The organism is Enterococcus wangshanyuanii, assembly GCF_002197645.1.
GTDB classification, from domain to species: Bacteria; Bacillota; Bacilli; order Lactobacillales; family Enterococcaceae; genus Enterococcus_L; species Enterococcus_L wangshanyuanii.
Genome location: NZ_CP021874.1, coordinates 30,794 through 50,806 on the forward strand (window position 1 = coordinate 30,794; position 20,013 = coordinate 50,806).

Consider the following 20,013-nt stretch of genomic DNA (forward strand, 5'->3'; position numbering starts at 1 on the left):
TTGAATTGCTGATTATTGATTGAGATAATAGCATGGAATAGAGAAAGAGGGATAACATGAAACAACTATGGTTTGAACGATTGCTTCATTGGAATGGAAAAATACAGAAATTATTAACTGGAAGATATGCACGAATCGATCAACTTAATCGTACGTTATTGACGCTTAGTTTGATTTTGCTAGTATTAAATTTATTTTTACCAACTTCTTTTGCATTTTATGTAGCATTTAGCTTGTGGTTATGGTCAAATTATCGTTTCTTTTCAAAACGGATATATCCAAGAGCTAATGAAAATACTCGTTTTGTGGCAAGCCGACAGCAGATGATAACATCTATTTCGATGATCAAGACAAAGTTTATCCATCGTAAGGCATATCGTTATTTTAAATGTCCAGCTTGTAAACAGCAGTTACGCGCGCCGAAAAAAAGAGGCAAGATCAAAGTAACTTGTTCGAAGTGCCAAGAGCAGTTTTTTAAGATAGTTTAAAAATGAATACATGTAAAGTATTAGATTGAAAATTGACTAAGAAGAGTTGATTTTCAATTTTTTTATTGAAAAACGAACGATCGATTCATTTTAGTAGAATTTGTTCCGCTTTTTTGTTAACAAGTGAACATGCTATGTTATAATAGAAAAAATGATTGAGGGGGAAATTATATGCGGGCAGTATTGACAGTTATAGGAAAAGATAAAGTAGGGATCATCGCTGGTGTGAGCCACACATTAGCTGAAATGAACATAAATATCCTTGATGTTTCTCAAACGATCATGGATAGCTATTTTACGATGATGATGGTACTTGAACTATCGAAAGAACAAGCAAATTTTGAAGATATTCGTGCAACATTAAATGAGTTAGGTGAACGATTAGGGGTCACGATCAGTATTCAAAACGAAGAAATATTCAACGTGATGCACAAACTATAATATCTATAGTCGTCTGTGCTCGAGTTTTTAACATTATCTAGCTTCAGGAGCTAGTCTCTTGGAAAAAAGAAAAACATGAATACGGAGTAGATCACCATAGTCATATTTTCTTATGTTCCAGTCGAGACCATGTGAGCTCGCATTATTTTTAATATTAGGAGGAATCATTTTGGAAACGAACCAAATTTTAGAAACGATTCGCATGATCGAAGAAGAAAATTTAGACATCAGAACGATCACGATGGGGATTTCATTACTGGATTGTATTGATAGTGATAGTGATCGTGCCTGTCAAAAAATATATGAAAAAATCACGCGCTTAGCGAAGAATCTTGTTAAAGTTGGAACAGAGATTGAATCAGAATACGGGATTCCGATCATCAATAAACGGATTTCAGTAACTCCGATCGGAATCATTGCCGCAGCTAGTCCAGATAAAGATTATGTGAAATACGCGAAAGCATTAGACAGAGCAGCTCAAGCGGTTGGGGTCAATTTTATTGGCGGATTTAGTGCCTTAGTCGAAAAGGGATATCAGCATGGTGATGATATTCTAATTAATTCGATTCCCCAAGCATTGGCTGAAACAGAATTTGTGTGTTCATCGGTGAATATCGGCTCTACTCGTGCCGGTATCAATATGGACGCTGTTCGTCATATGGGGTATGTGATCAAAGAAACTGCGGAAAGATCTGATATGGGCTGTGCCAAATTAGTCGTATTCGCAAATGCTGTCGAAGACAATCCCTTTATGGCTGGCGCCTTCCACGGTGTAGGGGAAGCGGATTGTGTGATTAATGTCGGTGTCAGCGGACCAGGAGTTGTCAAACGGGCACTGGAAAAAGTCAAAGGAGAACCTTTTGACGTTGTAGCTGAAGTCGTAAAGCAAACGGCATTTAAAATCACAAGAATGGGTCAGTTAGTTGGAAAAATTGCTTCAGAACGTTTAAATGTGCCTTTTGGGATCGTAGATTTATCATTGGCGCCAACGCCAGCTGTGGGAGACAGTGTTGCGTATATTTTAGAAGAGATGGGCTTGGAAAGTGTTGGGACTCATGGGACAACTGCTGCATTGGCTCTATTGAACGATGCGGTGAAAAAAGGCGGAGTGATGGCATGTAATCACGTTGGTGGACTTTCCGGCGCATTTATTCCAGTCTCTGAGGATGCTGGCATGATCGATGCGGTTAATAACGGCGCTTTGAATTTGGAAAAATTAGAGGCAATGACTGCGATTTGTTCGGTAGGATTAGATATGATCGCGATACCTGGAGAAACTTCTGCTGAAACAATTGCTGCTATGATCGCTGATGAAGCAGCGATCGGCGTGATCAATCATAAGACGACTGCTGTCAGAATCATTCCGGCTAAAGGAACTCAAGTAGGAGATATGGTGGAATTTGGCGGTTTATTAGGCAGAGCACCTGTGATGAAAGTCAATGACTACGCATCTACTGATTTTATTTTACGTGGCGGACGGATTCCAGCACCGATTCATTCTTTTAAAAATTAGTTGAATAAGGGTTGGAGCTATTTTTAAGAAAACGAAATATGTTATAATGATTTTAAGCAGAGCAATTATTTTTTCAGTAAAATAGTGACTGTCAAACCGAAATATAAAGGAGAGTACAAAAACGTGGAAATAAAACGTCAGCAAGAAGTCGTAGAAGCTTTTCATTACGACATGCGTACACAAGATATGGGCGAGGTAGAAACAGACCTAAGAGTCGGTTTTTCACCAATTGAATCAACAGATGAGAATTATCCTAAAGAAAATTCAATTATCGCGGCTCGTTTAGAGTTTCGCTTAGTATTTGAAGAATATGTGTTGTCAGGATCTGTGAGTCAAATCAACCATATCATCAATCACAAAATTGAAAAACAAGAAGATATCAGCCAAGAAGAAGTGGATGAATTAGTAAGTCCTCTATTCAGCATTGTTCAACGTATGGCCTATGAAGTGACTGAAATTGCACTGGACAAACCAGGAATTCAATTGAACTTTCAGTCGTCGCAAGAAGGATAAAGCCGAAAATAAAAGAGTTTGTGATAGTCTGAAACTATCACAAACTCTTTTTACTATCATCAGCGAAACAAAAAAGTATCTTTTCTTATTTAAAATAAGTTAAAATAGACGTATCACTAAAAATAAGATTCTTTATTTTTAGGGCGGATCATTGAAGAATGATTCCCGGGAACCTTTACTTCCTTTGATGGACTGTCATTTATTTTGCGGTGGTTAGCTCTAAAAGCTGCTTTCGCTTTAAAAATTGGGAGGGAAAAAAATGACAACACTCATCACTGTTTTAGTGGTCCTGGCTTTTGTTGCTGTGTTATACGTCTTTTATCGTATGCAGAAAAAACACCTTAAATTTTCAACGCGTGTCTTTGCTGCATTAGGCGTGGGTATTGTTTTAGGTGCAATTATTCAATTCGCATTTGGTACTCAAGATAAAGTTACAACACAAGCAATGGACTGGATCGGTATTGTAGGTAATGGATATGTAGCATTTTTACAAATGCTCGTAATCCCCTTAGTCTTTGTTTCGATTGTCGGAGCATTTACGAAAATGAAAGAATCCAAACAATTAGGAAAGATCAGCTTTAATGTTCTCGCAACATTATTAGGCACGACAGCAGTCGCGGCTTTGGTCGGAATTGGAACCACATTATTGTTTGGACTTCAAGGTGCACAATTTACTGAAGGAACGGCAGAAACGGCACGGATCGCAGAACTTGCGACTCGACAGGAAACCGTTGAAAACCTATCGATTCCTCAACAAATCTTAGCCTTTATTCCTAGAAATGTTTTTGCAGATTTTGCTGGAACTCGTCCAACAAGTACGATTGGCGTTGTTATCTTCGCTGCTTTCGTTGGTGTAGCTTATCTTGGTGTGAAACGCAAAGCACCAAAAGAAGGAGAGTTTTTCGCAAATCTGATCGACAGCCTTTATAAAATTACGATGCGTATCGTAACACTTGTATTGCGTTTGACACCATATGGCGTGTTAGCGTTAATGACTAATGTGGTAGCGACAAGTGATTTTGAAGCGATTCTGAATTTAGGTAAATTTGTATTAGCTTCCTATACTGCGTTGATTATTGTGATGCTCATTCACTTAGCGATTTTGATTGCGGTGAAAGTAAATCCTGTGAATTATTTGAAAAAATCATTCCCAGTTCTAAGCTTTGCTTTTACATCAAGATCAAGTGCAGGAGCATTGCCTTTAAATATTGAAACACAAACAAAAGCTTTAGGCGTAGATGATGCGACAGCAAACTTTGCTGCAAGCTTTGGCTTGTCGATTGGTCAAAACGGCTGTGCTGGTGTTTATCCTGCAATGTTGGCAACGATCGTTGCTCCAACGGTTGGTATCGATGTCTTTAGTTTAGAATTTATTTTGATGTTAGTTGCAATTGTTACAATCAGTTCATTTGGTGTTGCTGGTGTCGGCGGTGGAGCGACTTTTGCTTCCTTGATCGTATTAGGTGCGATGAACTTACCAGTTGCGATTGTTGGGTTAGTTATTTCTGTAGAACCGTTGATCGATATGGCAAGAACAGCTGTTAATGTGAGTGATAGCATGGTTGCAGGAATCGTGACGAGTTCTAGAATCAATGAACTAGATCGTGATGTTCTAAATGACAGCAATTTAGTCATTGAAGAAAATGCCTAAGAAGTGATCCACTTCTCTTCCCCAAGAGAGTTAAAATGAAAAGGAGATACGGCTGTTTATTAGCTGCATCTCCTTTTTTAAAGCAAAATTATTTTCATAAATCTTGGTATAAGATATAGTAAAAAGTATATAATAGAAATGGAATAATCGAGAAATGGAATAATCGCTATCAAGAAAAGGAGTTCAAAAATGTTTACTAATCAAATTAAAATCATGTTGTATGTAATAAATGTCGAGGAATCCAGTCAGTTTTGGCAAAAAATCGGTTTTGTGGAAAAGGAAAGAGATGCAGTCGATGGCACGTTAGTAGTAGAAGTGTCACCAGGAGAGAATGCCGATACAAGTATTGTTCTCTATGATTTGGAGTTCATTCAAAAACATTCACCAGAAGTTGCGGGAAATACACCATCATTGATGTTCTTCTCAGATGACATTGTGAGTTTATACAAGAAAATGAAAGATGCTGGTGTTCGAGTAGGTGAAATGGTTCAATTGCCGACGGGACTGGTGTTTAATTTCGCGGATAATGATGAAAATTATTTTGCGGTCTCTGGACAATAACCTTATGTAAGTATAAAAGCTTTGAAACCTGACTGAAGATACCCGGTTTCAAAGCTTTTACATTGTACATTAATACACAAGCAAATATCTCGATTTTCCTCTTTCTTTTTTTATATACTTAATAGGTATGAGGATAAATTAAGGACTGTCTTGTAAACAGTTTGTAAAAAAGGGGAAAGATAAGAATGGACTATCGTGTATTGCTTTACTATAAATATACACCACTAGAAAATCCAGAACAATTTGCGAAAGAGCATTTAGCATTTTGCAAATCACTAAATTTAAAAGGAAGAATTTTAGTCGCCTCAGAAGGAATCAATGGCACACTTTCTGGAACGATCGCTGATACAGATGCTTATATGGAAGCAATGCTTGCGGATGAGCGATTCAAAGATACTTACTTCAAAATCGATGAAACAGAAGAAATGGCTTTTCATAAAATGTTTGTTCGTCCGCGAAAAGAGCTTGTTTCTTTAAACTTGGAAGAGGATGTCAACCCGTTGGAATTAACAGGTAAATATTTGGAGCCAAAAGAATTTAAAGAAGCCTTGCTTGATGAAAATACTGTTGTCATCGATGCTAGAAATGACTATGAATATGATCTAGGGCATTTTAGAGGCGCTGTTCGTCCGGATATCCGTAATTTTAGAGAACTGCCTCAATGGATCAGAGAAAATAAAGAACAATTTATGGATAAAAAAATCGTAACCTACTGTACTGGTGGAATTCGCTGTGAGAAGTTTTCTGGCTGGATGCTGAAAGAAGGCTTTGAAGATGTTTCACAACTTCATGGCGGGATTGCTGTATATGGAAAAGATCCTGAAGTACAAGGTGAATTGTGGGACGGGAAAATGTATGTCTTTGATGAACGGATCAGTGTGGAAATCAACCATGTCGATAAAAAAATCATTGGTAAAGACTGGTTTGACGGAACGCCTTGCGAACGTTATATCAATTGTGCTAACCCGTTCTGCAATAAACAAATTTTAGCTTCAGAAGAAAACGAAGCAAAATATCTTGGTAGCTGTTCAGACGAGTGTCGCCATCATCCAGCTAATCGTTATGTACAAAAAAATCATTTAACAGAGCAGGAAGTAACAGCTCGTTTGGAAGCAATCGCTAATTAAAAATTGAAAAAAACAACCAAATGACCGTCATTTGGTTGTTTTTTTATAGAATGAAATAAAAGAGTACAATAAATCCAATTAAAAAAATCAAGTTGATCAGACTAAACATCAGCAAAAATTGTTTTGATTGATTAGGATAATATTGCTTATAAATTTTAAACCCAATCAGATTAGCTAAAGAGGCAATGATTGTGCCTAATCCACCCACGTTAACACCAAAAAATAGCGCTTTGGTTTGAGCAGTGAACGGAGCGATAAGGATGGCAGCAGGAACATTGCTGATAACCTGACTAACTGCGATGCTGCCAAAGAATGTAGCTGAGGATGTAGTAAACTGTTTTTTGATCAACAAGGAAATAGTTTCCAGTTGTGAAAAATTGCCGACAGCGATAAAGAAAAAAATGAAGGTAGCCAATAAACGATAATCAACTTTTTTCAAACTGCTGGAATCGTAAATACCTAGAAGTAAAATAGCTATAGGAATAACGATAGAATATGGGAGAAGATCGAAGACACCGATCAGGATCAGTAGGCCGATCAAGCTCAAATAAATGATATTACGTTGATCGATCGATGGCAGCGGCTCTTCTTGATTTGGAATAGGGCTCTTTTTGATCCAAAAAAAGGAAAGAAATAAAAAAACAAACGATACAAGCAGTAAGAGAAAAGCCCAGTTGAAGAATGTCCCAGCTGCCAATGAGTAATAAGAAAATAAGAATAAATTTTGCGGGTTGCCAAAAGGGAAAAAGCTGCTGCCTAAATTGGCTGCAATGATCAAAAGGACAGCACCGGTCAGTTTATGGTTCATATCAGGAACTTTCTTCGTGATCGTCAAGTAGATCGGCATAAGACTTAAAATAGCTACATCATTGGTTAAAAGCATCGAGCTAAAAAAAGCCAGCAAGGTGATATTTCTAATGAGAGCTCGAGTGTTGATTGAAACATCGATCAATTTTTCAGCAAGATAGGTCAAAACCCCCAATTTATCAATATTAGCGACAAGCAGCATCAGTCCAAAAAGGCAAACGATGACTTTAAAATCAATTGACTCAATCGAAAATTTGCCGAAGAAACAGCTGATAAGGGCCACGAAAAGGGAAATAGAAAATAAGAGATCATCCATAAAAAATGAGAAAATACGTTTCATCAACAGCAGCCTTCTTTCAAAAATAACTTCTTTTTTAATTTACGTTAGAATAGGAGATTTATCAAGAAAAGAATATCTGAACGAAAAAAAGCATGACCTGAATCAATCATTCAAATCATGCCTTTTTAGTTAGTCTTAAATATTTAGAACTTTATCCAAGAAATCTTTGGTTCGCTCATTTTGCGGATTTTCAAAGATCTGCTGCGGGCTCCCATCCTCTAGGAAATTCCCGCCATCAATAAACATCACACGATTTGCCACTTCTTTAGCGAAGCCCATTTCATGGGTAACGATGACCATCGTCATACCTTGTTTGGCTAGTTTTTTCATAACATTCAAAACATCACCAACCATTTCTGGATCAAGTGCAGAGGTCGGTTCATCGAATAGCATGATATCTGGATTCATCGCTAAAGCTCTGGCAATAGCAACACGTTGTTTTTGACCGCCTGATAATGATTCTGGATAGCTGTCTTTTTTATCGGCAAGCCCCACAGTTTCTAAAAGCTGGATTGCTTTTTCTTCCGCCTCTTGTTTAGAAAGACGACCTAGATCAGTAGGTGCCAATGTAATATTTTCCATGATCGATAAATGTGGAAATAAGTTAAAATGCTGAAACACCATACCGATATGCTGACGTATTTTATTGATGTTGGTATTTTTATCTGTTAAGTTTGCTCCATCAATAATAATATCGCCGCTTGTTGCTTCTTCCAGTTGATTCAGACAACGAAGGAAAGTACTTTTACCAGAGCCGGAAGGACCGATGACACAAACGACATCGCCTTCTTGGATAGAAACATTAATATCGTTTAAAACAGTGTTATCACCATATTTTTTTACTAAATGCTCGACTAGAATTTTTTCAGCCATATTATTTCACCTTCTTTTCCAAGACTTTTGCTAGTTTTGTCAACGCTGTGATCAAGACTAGATACATCATCGCGATCACAAAATAAACAAGTGTACTTTGTAGGTTTCGGGCAACGATGATTTTCCCTGTTTGTAGTAATTCGATCAACCCGATCGCTGAAAGGATCGTCGTATCTTTCAATGAAATAACGAATTGGTTGACGAATGATGGAATCATGATTCTGATTGCTTGCGGCAAAATGATTTTTTGCATTGTCCGATTATAGGAAAGTCCTAAACTGCGTGAAGCTTCCATTTGCCCTGTAGGCACAGCATTGATACCGCCACGAACGATTTCAGAGATATAAGCACTGGCGTTTAGCGTCAAGGTAATGATTCCAGCAAGGAAGACTGGAATATTAAAGCCGAGAATTCCTGGTAAACCAAAATAAATGAAGAAAGCAAGTACCATCAATGGAATTCCGCGGATGATGTCGACATAAACAGTGGCTATCACTCGTAAAGCTTTCGATGGTGAAGCACTGAATAATCCGAAGATCACACCAACGATCAAAGCAAGAATGAATGAAATCAATGTTAGTTGAATCGTCATCCATAGTCCGCTCAATAGTCGTTTCCAGTTATTTTGAATCATACCGACGAAGGTTGATTCATCTACTTTGTTTTCTGTGGAACCATCTTTAATATATTTACCGACGATTTCGTCGTATTCACCAGTTCGTTTTAATTCTGCAAGTCCTTCATTGAACATTTGGATCAATTCAGGATTTTTGCCTTTTTTGACAGCAAACCCGTATTTTCCGCCTTCTTCACGAGGAATTGGTGTTACTAGTGGTTGCTTTTGAGCAACGCCGTAACCGATAACAGGATAGTCATCCATCATAGCGTCGATCTCACCGATCTCAAGTGCGCTATATAAAGCATCTGTTGTATCTAAATACTTGATTGAATAGCCATATTTATCTTTATTTGCTTCAAGAAAATCAGCACTTTCTGTCCCGATTTTTGCACCGACTTTTTTCCCTTTTAAGTCTTCATAGGAAGTGATTTTGTCGTTGCCTTTTTTGACAGCGATTTGGATCCCACTATTGAAATAAGGAGTCGAAAAGTCGAATGATTTTTCACGTTCGTCAGTGATCGTCATTCCGGCGATCATCCCATCTGCCTGCCCAGATTCAACTGCCTGAACAGCTGAACTAAAACCAATAAATTTAAATTCAATATTGAATCCTTGGAGTTCAGCGATTCGTGTGACTAGGTCAACATCGATTCCTTCGTATTCACCATCAGAATTTTGGAATTCAAAAGGTGCGAAGGTTGAATCACTAGCAATGACATAAGTATCTTTTTTCGGTTGGATCTTTTTCATTTTTGTATCTGTTTGGTCTTCTGATTCATTTCCTGTAGAAATATAGTTTGCAATGATTTCATCATACTTGCCGGAGTCTTTTAAATCTTTTAATCCAGCATTGAATTTTTCAAGTAATTCTTTGTTTTGCCCTTTTTTGACAGCAAACCCGTAAGAACTTCCGGTTTCTTTTTTACCAACTAACTGTAATTTCTGACCATTCGTGATTGCATAGCCTAATACAGGATAATCATCAAAAATAGCATCTGCTTCACCGTTTTCAAGTGCTTGGTAAAGCCCAGTTGCATCGTCGAAGTTTTTGATCGTATAGCCATACTTATCTTGATTTTTTTCAAGGAAAGTAGCACTTTCTGTCCCCACTTTAGCGGCAACGGTTTTTCCTTTTAAATCATCGTAACCTTTGATTTTGTCATTTCCCTTTTTGACAGCCATCTGCAAGCCGCTATCAAAATAAGGGTCTGAGAAATCAAAGGATTTCTTCCGCTCGTCTGTGATACTCATTCCGGCGATCATTCCATCAACCTGTTTAGATTGAACTGCCTGAATGGCACTGTCAAAGCCAAGCGGTTTTAGATTGACCTTAAAGTCTTGGTCAGCTGCAATGGCTTGAAGTAAATCAACATCAATACCGATGTATTCTCCTTTAGAATCCTGAAATTCAAAAGGTGCAAAAGTTAAATCTGTTCCTATATTATATGTTTTTTCCTCAGCCTGAGCCGATTGCCCAAGTGTAAATGTCAGCAGACTTGCCATCATTAGCATAAATGAAAGCAAAATGTGTTTCTTTTTCATAAAATACCTCCTATATTTACATATTGAATAATTATATAGTAAAAAAAGGGTAAAACACAAGTCATTAGACAAGTGAAACATAAAAAAATGTCATTTTCTAACATCTTATGTAATTAAATGTAACATTGGTGGGTGAAAAAATTTGGGGAAAAATCAGAAAATAAAGTTGAAATCAATAAAAAATGCGTATACGCAATTCATTCTAAAGGTGGCGAAAATATGTTCGGTATGGTAGAATATTTTCAGAGGTTTCCCTTCGATTTAATAGTAGTGATTTTAGAAAATTTGGACCTATTATCATTGGCTAATAATTGAATGGAAGCAGCCAGTAAATTATACAGAGGAGGATGTTGGATGATAGAAAGAGAAACCTCCAATACGTTTGACCTAGTGTCAAAGTATCAGCCGGATGGTGATCAGCCGGAAGCGATCAAGCGATTAACAGAAGGGATCGAAGGCGGCGAGAAAGCTCAGATTCTACTTGGAGCAACAGGAACTGGTAAGACATTTACGATCTCTAATGTGATTACCGAGGTCAATAAACCTACGTTGGTCATCGCGCATAATAAAACATTAGCTGGACAGCTTTACGGTGAATTCAAAGAATTCTTCCCGAATAATGCGGTCGAGTATTTTGTTAGTTATTATGACTATTATCAGCCAGAAGCTTATGTTCCTTCCAGCGATACATATATAGAAAAAGATGCCAGTATCAATGATGAAATCGATAAACTGCGTCACTCTGCAACAAGCTCATTACTTGAAAGGAATGATGTGATCGTAGTTGCTTCGGTTTCGTGTATCTTTGGTTTGGGAGATCCTAAAGAATATAGTGAACAGGTCGTATCGATTCGTGTTGGGATGGAAATGGACCGTAGTCAGTTATTGACGAATTTGGTCAATATTCAATTTGAACGCAATGACATCGATTTTCAGCGGGGACGTTTTCGTGTGCGTGGAGATGTGGTTGAAATTTTCCCAGCCTCAAGAGATGAGCATGCGTTAAGAGTTGAATTTTTCGGTGATGAGATTGAACGAATCAGAGAGGTTGATGCGCTGACCGGAGAAATAATTGCGGAAACAGAGCATGTGGCAATTTTCCCAGCGACTCACTTTGTGACGAATGAAGATCATATGGAACACGCTATTTCTCAGATCCAAGCCGAATTAGATGAACGATTAAGAGTTTTACGTAGTGAAAATAAATTACTGGAAGCCCAACGTTTAGAACAACGGACAAATTATGATATCGAAATGATGCGTGAGATGGGCTATACATCTGGTATTGAAAACTACTCTCGTCATATGGACGGACGCTCTGAAGGGGAGCCGCCATACACATTACTAGATTTCTTTCCTGATGATTTCCTGTTGGTAATCGATGAATCACATGTAACGATGCCGCAAATTAGAGGAATGTATAATGGAGACAGAGCAAGAAAACAAATGCTGGTCGATTATGGTTTCCGTTTACCAAGTGCTTTAGATAACCGTCCACTCAGATTGGAAGAATTTGAAGAGCATGTTCATCAAATCGTCTATGTTTCCGCTACGCCAGGCCCTTATGAGCATGAACAGACAGATACTGTGATCCAACAGATTATTCGTCCAACTGGCTTACTAGATCCGTTGATCGAAGTTCGTCCGATCATGGGACAAATCGATGATCTAGTTGGTGAAATCAATGAACGTGTAGCGAAGAACCAACGGGTTTTTGTTACTACACTGACGAAGAAAATGTCAGAGGATCTAACAGATTATTTCAAAGAACTAGGAATCAAGGTCAAGTATCTGCATAGTGATATCAAGACATTGGAACGAACCGAGATCATTCGCGATCTGCGTTTAGGTGAGTTTGATGTATTGGTCGGAATCAATCTATTAAGAGAAGGACTGGATGTGCCGGAAGTATCATTGATCGCTATTTTAGATGCTGATAAAGAAGGCTTCTTGAGAAGTGAGCGTTCACTTGTTCAGACGATCGGAAGAGCGGCGCGAAATGCAGACGGCCGAGTGATCATGTACGCAGATAAAATAACTGATTCGATGCAAAAAGCGATGGATGAAACAGCTCGTCGTCGTTCGATCCAAGAGAAATATAATGAAGAACACGGAATCGTGCCGAAAACGATCATCAAAGAGATTCGAGAATTGATATCGATTTCTAAGGCGAACAATGAAAAGAATGAGCCATTCAAGATCGATAAATCTTATCATGAGATGACGCGTCAGGAAAAAGCAGACTTATTGATGAAACTAGAAAAAGAAATGAAAGATGCTGCAAAAGCGCTGGACTTTGAAACGGCAGCTACACTGAGAGATACGATCTTAGAGCTAAAAGCAGCAGATTAGGCTGAACTCACTGAAAAATAAAGCAGATCGGCTAATGGAAATTCAAGATCGATAGTTCCATTAGCCGCCTTCCGCTATTCAAGGATATTTCTCTGAAGACGAGCAAGGATCGCTTAAAAATAATGAGAGTATTGGGCATCGGACTAATAAGTAAAAAGGAGAGCCGTTACTCTTACGAATTTATTCGTTTAGAAGTAAGGGACATCGGACCAATAAGTAAAAAGGAGAGAAGTAATGGCAAATGATAAAATCGTCATTCATGGCGCACGTGCACATAATTTAAAAGATATAGATGTTACAATTCCGCGGGACAAAATGGTTGTAGTAACAGGTTTATCGGGTTCTGGAAAAAGTTCATTAGCCTTCGATACACTGTACGCTGAAGGTCAACGACGTTATGTGGAAAGTCTTTCTGCATATGCCAGACAATTTTTAGGACAAATGGATAAACCAGATGTCGATAGTATTGATGGATTAAGCCCAGCAATTTCCATCGATCAAAAAACTACTAGTAAAAATCCGCGCTCAACCGTTGGTACAGTGACGGAGATCAATGATTATTTAAGATTATTGTTTGCCCGTGTGGGGCATCCGATATGTCCGAATGACAACATCGAGATCACCAGTCAATCGGTTGAACAAATGGTAGATAAGGTTCTGGAATTACCAGAAAAAACAAAGATCCAAATCCTAGCACCTGTGATCGTGAAGAAAAAAGGACAACATAAGAAAATTTTCGAAATGATTCAGCGTGAAGGGTATGTTCGGATGCGAGTAGATGGAGAAACGTATGATGTCAGTGAAGCTCCTGAACTTGAAAAAAATAAGAAACATGATATTTCTATAGTGATCGACCGAATCGTGGTGAAAGACGGTATTCGTTCACGTCTATTTGATTCATTTGAAGCAGCATTGCGATTAGCGGACGGGTATGCCTTGGTCGATGTGATCGATGGCGAAGAGATGCTGTTCAGCGAGCACTATGCGTGTCCTTATTGTGGGTTTACCGTTGGTGAGTTAGAGCCTAGACTGTTTTCTTTCAATGCACCATTTGGAGCTTGTCCTGATTGTGATGGGTTGGGAAATAAATTGGAAGTAGATAAGGACTTAGTGATTCCTGATGGGACTAAAACTTTACGTGAAGGAGCTATTGTTCCTTGGAATCCAATCAGCTCACAATATTATCCACAAATGCTGGAGCAGGCGGCTGAAAGTTTTAATATCGACATGGATACACCATTTAGTGAATTACCAGAAGAACATCAGGATATCATTTTGAATGGGTCCAATGGGGAAGTTTTCCATTTCCATTATGAAAATGATTTTGGCGGCGTTCGTGATGTTGAAGTGCCTTTTGAAGGCGTGTTGACGAATATCAAGCGCCGTTATCATGAAACGAATAGTGATTTCACGCGCGATCAAATGCGCTTATATATGACTGAATTGACTTGTACGACGTGTAAAGGCTATCGTTTAAATCCACAAGCTCTTTCTGTAAAAATCGATAATACAAATATTGGGCAAATCAGTGAGTTGGCAATCAAAAAAGCGGTAAACTTTTTTGAAACAGTCACGTTATCTGAACAAGAGCAAATGATTGCTAAGCCGATCTTAAAAGAAGTGGAAGATCGCTTGAATTTCTTGCAAAATGTTGGTTTAGATTATTTGACTCTTAGTAGAGCGGCAGGGACACTTTCCGGCGGAGAAGCGCAGCGGATCCGTTTAGCGACACAAATCGGTTCCAATTTATCCGGTGTTTTATATATCTTAGATGAACCATCCATTGGTCTCCATCAGCGTGATAACGACCGCTTGATCGAGTCACTCAAAAAGATGCGTGATTTAGGAAATACGTTGATCGTTGTAGAACATGATGAAGATACGATGCGGGCCTCTGATTACTTGATCGACGTAGGACCTGGCGCAGGGCACCTTGGCGGAGAAATCGTTGCAGCTGGAACGCCTGATGAAGTAGCAGAAAATCCTAAATCCCTGACAGGTCAGTATTTATCCGGAAAAAAAGTTATTCCGGTACCAAAAGAGCGTCGCAAAGGGAATGGTAAAAAAATCAAGATCACTGGTGCAGCTGAGAATAATCTGAAGAATGTAACCGTTGAATTTCCTTTGGGTGAATTTGTTGCAGTAACAGGTGTTTCTGGCTCAGGAAAGAGTACGTTAGTTAATCAGATTTTAAAAAAGGCGTTGGCTCAAAAGCTCAATCGTAATTCTAATAAACCAGGAAAACATAAGAGTATTACAGGCTATAAAGAGATCGAAAAAATCATTGATATCGATCAAAGTCCAATTGGACGAACACCAAGAAGTAATCCTGCAACCTATACAAGTGTTTTCGATGACATCCGTGATTTGTTTGCAAAAACGAATGAAGCAAAAGTACGCGGCTACAAAAAAGGTCGTTTCAGCTTTAATGTGAAAGGCGGTCGCTGTGAAGCTTGTCGTGGAGACGGGATCATTAAAATCGAAATGCACTTTTTACCAGATGTGTATGTTCCTTGTGAAGTTTGTCATGGCAAACGTTATAACTCTGAAACGTTAGAAGTCCACTATAAAGGTAAGACGATTGCTGACATTTTGGATCTAACAGTTGAAGATGCTGTGGAATTTTTCCAACATATTCCTAAGATTCATCGTAAATTGAAAACAATCGTTGATGTAGGATTAGGTTATGTGACGTTAGGACAGCCTGCAACGACATTATCAGGTGGGGAAGCGCAACGGATGAAACTGGCTAGTGAGCTGCACAAAAATTCCAACGGTAAAAACTTCTATATCTTAGATGAACCGACCACTGGTTTGCATACGGATGATATCGCTCGTTTGCTACTTGTGTTGGAACGATTGGTTGAAGCGGGAAATACGGTCTTAGTGATCGAGCATAATCTAGATGTGATCAAATCAGCTGATCATGTGATCGATCTTGGTCCGGAAGGCGGAGATGGTGGAGGAACGATCGTTGCCACTGGTACGCCGGAAGATATTGCCAAAGTCAAAGCTAGTTATACTGGTAAATATTTGAAGCGGGTTTTATGATATTGGTCTACTCCATTTAGGAAGTTATTTCACAAATCTTAAAGAAAGTTTGAAGATTAAAGAAAATTTATTGAGTAGTCTTGATTTCTTCATTTCCATACAGTAGAATCACTCACAGGTAGATATATTGTTCAACCTAATTGGTATATATCTTTCCTTCTATAAATAACCCGTTCGAAAAAGAAAAAAAACAGTTTTTCATTCAGTTGAAAACTGTTTTTTTCTATCTTATTTTTATTTAAAATTTTAAAAATGTAAATCAAAAATAAATGAGAATGAAAGGGAAAAAATGGAGAAACTCTTGTTTTTTAATAACTTTAATTTAAAAATAGTCAAAAAAAGGTAAATTATATACGTATGTTGGACGGTACATTTTAATAAAATCATGATATTCTATACATACGAAAAAAGTATGGAAGGATGATTTTTCTTGGAAAAAAGAGAAATTAAGATTGGCGCTCATTATGTTTGTCATGGCTCAAACTTTTCTTGGTTCTTTATTGGAGAAGCAATTTCTAAAAAAGAAGAAGACCTGGAAGTTAGAGTTCTTAAATGTCACCCTACCGACCGTTCGAATATCAAGTGTGACGATCCGATTTTAAGCTTGGATTACTTAAATGTCATTGAAGACGTTTAAAGCATACGTATTGAAACTAAGCTTGATTTAGAGTAGAAAACCAAATAAATTTAAAGAAAACAAGACGATACCAGCTGGGATCATCTTGTTTTTTTCTATTGATGAGAGTAAGGGAACTTATTGAAAGACGAGGTTGAGATAGAAGGGATTCTTTCTGTTTCAACCGTCTATTCATTTTTAAAGAGACTAAGTTGCACCTCATAGAGCTATATTCCAGTTCTATTAAAAAAAAAGTCAATTACTGATTGACGAACAGTACTATACAATGTATACTACTGTTGTAAGTTAGTTATTGGCCGATGACGATTACAAAAAAAGGAAATGGAAATATGAGAGGAAGAAAAGAATGAAAATGACAAATATAACGAAATCTTTATTAGTAGCAGGAGTGGCTTTATCGATCAGTGCAGCACCATTTATTAGTGGTGTATCAGCAGAGGCCTCAACGGTGATTTCTGAAACAGCATATGAAAAAATCATCAGCTTCACGAAAGCAGATCTAGATAAGGCTGTTGGCACATCATTAACAGCGTCAACAATCAACAAAGTATACACTTCTTTATCACAAGCAAAAGTTTGGGAAAAATTGGGCTACAGCAAAGCAGATGCTAAAAAAGTTGCTGCTCGTTTTTCTGAAAGCAAATACCAAGCAACGGGTATTTTAACTGAAATCGCAATGAATGAACATGTTTCTTTAAAAGTTGTTACAATCAATAAACCATATTATAGCAGCGTAAATATTGGAACTATGGGAGAAAGTACAGCTCCAGGAACAGATGAATCTTCAACAGAAGAGTCCACAACAGAAGAAACAACGCCAAGTGAAGATAACAATGCAGCTGCAAAACAATCAATGAAAGAAATCGATGTTGATATCGAATATAAAAATAAAGATATTGAATTAGAATATGACGTAAAATCAGATGGAACTGTGAAAGCTAAATTTGAAAATGAGTTTACTGGTGAAAAAATGTCAGGCGTCAGAGCGCAACAAAAAATCGAAGCAATTTTTGCAGGTCTTGATGTTCGAAACAGCAGCCAAACTCAAATAAAAAATCATGTAATCACTAAGTTGAATGCAAACCAAAACTTCAAGAAATTTGATTTTAAAGTTAAATTTGTAGATAAAACAAAAGTTGATTTCAAAATCAAATAAGCAATTTTAATGAAGCGTGGACAGACAAAAACTAAGTTTAGTTTCTGACTGTCTGCTTTTTTATTGGGTGAAACAGATGGTAATTGCTTTCGTTGCTTTTTTAGATAGATTTTTCGTATTTTATCTTAGACTCGTACAAGCCCTTTGCTTTATAAGCAAAATAAGTTAAACTAAACTGTGGGTTAAAAAGTGAAATTACATTTGGAAGGCGGCAACTCGACTTGGGAAAGACAAATCAGTTCAAAAAAGGTGTACTAGAATTGTGTGTGCTTTATTTATTGCAGAATAGGGATCGCTATGGTTATGAGTTGACACAAAAAGTTGATAAGTATATTTCACTAACAGAAGGAGCGCTATATCCAATTTTAAGACGTTTAGTTAAAGAAGGATATTGTGAGACGTATTTAAAAGAGTCTTCAAATGGTCCAGCAAGAAAATATTATAAGATTACAAGTGAAGGCAGAGAATATTTGACGGATCTAGAATCAGAGTGGACGATTTTTGTGAAAAACGTATCATTGATAAAAATGGAGGAAGATAATGAAAAGAATTAATGGTTTCTTTGAAGAAATGAAGACTTATTTCTTAGAGAAAGACTTGGATTCTTTTAACGAAATCAAAGAGGATTTATTGGAACAAATTGAGATACAGTTAGAAGAAGGTAAAACAGAAGAAGAAATAATAGCGGGTTTGGGTAAACCTGAAATGATTGCCGATTCTTTTTATGAAGACCAGCGTCTAGATAAAGCTTTGAAGGCAGAGAAAGATATCGTTGCAGTCGAGGACGTAAAAAAAGTTTATAAAAAGGAACAGCAATTAAAACGAAAAAAAGTGTTAAAGAAGATTCAACTTGCTATTTTTATAGCTATTGGGTTATTGTGTTTAGCACTCAGCATTTATTTAATTGGGTTTGTTTTTGTATATAGCATTTTTGAAAAATATTTTGCTTTTGGACCAGCTACATTGGCTGTATTTTTTTTATGTAGTTTAATTTATTTTATCTGGAAAATTAGAGGAAAACAGTTCGTACATAATAAGTGGTTGGGTATGATCAGTATGATCAGCTTAGTAAGTAGTATTGGTATTTTTTTTAGTGGCCAATGGTTTTATGAAGGTAGCTATTATGATAAGACCATTGAACTAACTGATTTCACTTCAAAAGAAGCCTTGTTTCTTTCGCAATATCCAGTGGACATCACAGTGATCCCAATTGCTGAAGGAGAGGCACCGAAGGTTGAAATAGAAGGATACATGAAAAAGTCAGATCAATTACAACTAGTCAAAGAAGAGAAAAAGACAACTAGGATTCAAATTGGTTCTGGAGACCACTTTGATGTGCTAAAAAAAATGAAAAAAAGTGATGTAGTCTTTTATTTGCCACGACAAAAAACACTTGGAGATGTTTCTTTTAAAATCAAACATGGGACTGTGATGTTAAGTCATTTGCATGCGAATAAACTAGGAATCAAAATTGAGTCGGGCGAACTTCGCTTGAATGATATCTATTCAACGACTATCGATATAACAAGTAAAAATGCAGATACAACAATCAATAATTTTTATTCAGACATCAAAATTTATAATGATCATGGGAAGTCGATTGTAAAAGAAGGTCAAGGAATAGTAGAGATATCTTCTAAAACTGGTCTCATCAATTTGAGTGATTTAACCAGTAGGTCAACAGTGATCAATAATCGCAAAGGCAAAAATGTCGTCAATTCAAGTGTGATCAAAACCTTGACTGCTTTAAATATTGAGGGAACTACGATCATCGAAAATCAAACTGGCAGGACAAAAATCAAAAATACAGATGGTAAAATTGTATTGACGGATCTTCAAGGAGAGTTGGACCTGAAAAATCAGCACGGACAAGTTATTGTTTATGAAAAAGATCCACTTGATGCTGTCGTTACAAGTAATACCGGCATTGTAAAATGGGTACAAAATTATAAATCTGCTGTAGAGTTCAATCTATCGAGTAAATCTGGAAAGATCATTAATGAGTTTGAGAATAACAAAGAATCATCTAATAAAATTACTATTACAACACAAACAGGTGATATTCGGATCATCGAAAAAGATGAATCTAACTAAGAATAATAAATACAATCAGGCGGGCCCGAAACAAAACGAATAATCAGTTTTGTTTCGGGCTTGATTTTCGAATAAATGGCGAGAAAAAACCTGTGCCTTCAGAAATAAGTTGAGGTTGTATAGTACCTATTTGGTCATGAAAATTTGAAGAGCACCGTGTAGGAGGCATTCAACATCAGAAATGTAACTTTCGTGTTTCTTGTCATTCTCATTTTTCTTGGAGCTAATGGTTTTTGCTAAGCTGTTTG

General features: G+C 37.3%; 16 protein-coding genes. 13 read left to right on the forward strand and 3 right to left on the reverse strand.

Annotation, left to right across the window (positions count from 1 at the left end; genetic code table 11):
* Positions 1-56 precede the first annotated feature (56 nt).
* The 7 genes from CC204_RS00155 (at position 57) to trhO (ending at position 6,294) form a co-directional block, all read left to right on the forward strand.
* Positions 57-488 (forward strand): hypothetical protein, encoded by a 432-nt coding sequence (locus tag CC204_RS00155; protein WP_088268190.1) that lies wholly within the window; start codon positions 57-59, stop codon positions 486-488.
* 171 nt (positions 489-659) lie between these two features.
* Entirely contained in the window at positions 660-929 is a 270-nt protein-coding gene (locus CC204_RS00160; protein ID WP_088268192.1) for an ACT domain-containing protein, read from the forward strand.
* A 169-nt stretch (positions 930-1,098) separates the two neighbouring features.
* On the forward strand, positions 1,099-2,442 hold the full coding sequence (locus CC204_RS00165; protein ID WP_088268194.1) for a PFL family protein: 1,344 nt from the start codon (positions 1,099-1,101) through the stop codon (positions 2,440-2,442).
* Positions 2,443-2,565: 123 nt separating this feature from the next.
* Positions 2,566-2,955, forward strand: coding sequence for a DUF1149 family protein (locus CC204_RS00170; protein ID WP_087639561.1), 390 nt, complete (start codon positions 2,566-2,568; stop codon positions 2,953-2,955).
* Positions 2,956-3,214: 259 nt separating this feature from the next.
* A complete protein-coding gene (locus tag CC204_RS00175) occupies positions 3,215-4,606 on the forward strand; it encodes an L-cystine transporter (protein WP_088268196.1) in 1,392 nt (463 codons plus the stop codon).
* Between the two features lie 189 nt (positions 4,607-4,795).
* Entirely contained in the window at positions 4,796-5,167 is a 372-nt protein-coding gene (locus CC204_RS00180) for a VOC family protein (RefSeq protein ID WP_088268198.1), read from the forward strand.
* Between the two features lie 185 nt (positions 5,168-5,352).
* Positions 5,353-6,294 carry an oxygen-dependent tRNA uridine(34) hydroxylase TrhO gene (gene trhO / locus CC204_RS00185; RefSeq protein WP_088268200.1) on the forward strand — a complete coding sequence of 314 codons (942 nt, stop codon included), beginning with the start codon at positions 5,353-5,355 and terminating at the stop codon, positions 6,292-6,294.
* A 43-nt stretch (positions 6,295-6,337) separates the two neighbouring features.
* On the opposite strand, the gene CC204_RS00190 is transcribed toward trhO, so the two are convergent.
* From CC204_RS00190 to CC204_RS00200, 3 genes are all read right to left on the reverse strand, one after another.
* Positions 6,338-7,441, reverse strand: coding sequence for an SLC13 family permease (locus CC204_RS00190; protein ID WP_088268202.1), 1,104 nt, complete (start codon positions 7,439-7,441; stop codon positions 6,338-6,340).
* A gap of 135 nt (positions 7,442-7,576) precedes the next feature.
* Positions 7,577-8,314: an amino acid ABC transporter ATP-binding protein gene (locus CC204_RS00195; protein WP_087639568.1), complete on the reverse strand. Its 738-nt coding sequence runs from the start codon at positions 8,312-8,314 to the stop codon at positions 7,577-7,579.
* 1 nt (position 8,315) lies between these two features.
* Positions 8,316-10,475 carry an amino acid ABC transporter substrate-binding protein/permease gene (locus tag CC204_RS00200; protein ID WP_088268204.1) on the reverse strand — a complete coding sequence of 720 codons (2,160 nt, stop codon included), beginning with the start codon at positions 10,473-10,475 and terminating at the stop codon, positions 8,316-8,318.
* Between the two features lie 354 nt (positions 10,476-10,829).
* On the opposite strand from CC204_RS00200, the gene uvrB reads away from it, so the two are divergent.
* The 6 genes from uvrB (at position 10,830) to CC204_RS00235 (ending at position 19,765) form a co-directional block, all read left to right on the forward strand.
* A complete protein-coding gene (gene uvrB, locus CC204_RS00210) occupies positions 10,830-12,827 on the forward strand; it encodes an excinuclease ABC subunit UvrB (RefSeq protein WP_088268208.1) in 1,998 nt (665 codons plus the stop codon).
* A gap of 234 nt (positions 12,828-13,061) precedes the next feature.
* On the forward strand, positions 13,062-15,878 hold the full coding sequence (gene uvrA, locus CC204_RS00215; RefSeq protein ID WP_088268210.1) for an excinuclease ABC subunit UvrA: 2,817 nt from the start codon (positions 13,062-13,064) through the stop codon (positions 15,876-15,878).
* 430 nt (positions 15,879-16,308) lie between these two features.
* Positions 16,309-16,515, forward strand: coding sequence for a hypothetical protein (locus CC204_RS00220; protein WP_088268212.1), 207 nt, complete (start codon positions 16,309-16,311; stop codon positions 16,513-16,515).
* Positions 16,516-16,861: 346 nt separating this feature from the next.
* Positions 16,862-17,671 carry a YusW family protein gene (locus tag CC204_RS00225; protein ID WP_088268214.1) on the forward strand — a complete coding sequence of 270 codons (810 nt, stop codon included), beginning with the start codon at positions 16,862-16,864 and terminating at the stop codon, positions 17,669-17,671.
* 221 nt (positions 17,672-17,892) lie between these two features.
* Positions 17,893-18,225 (forward strand): PadR family transcriptional regulator, encoded by a 333-nt coding sequence (locus CC204_RS00230; RefSeq protein ID WP_088268216.1) that lies wholly within the window; start codon positions 17,893-17,895, stop codon positions 18,223-18,225.
* Positions 18,212-19,765 carry a DUF4097 family beta strand repeat-containing protein gene (locus CC204_RS00235; protein WP_088268218.1) on the forward strand — a complete coding sequence of 518 codons (1,554 nt, stop codon included), beginning with the start codon at positions 18,212-18,214 and terminating at the stop codon, positions 19,763-19,765. Before CC204_RS00230 ends, CC204_RS00235 begins: the two co-directional genes overlap by 14 nt.
* The last annotated feature ends 248 nt before the right edge of the window (positions 19,766-20,013 follow it).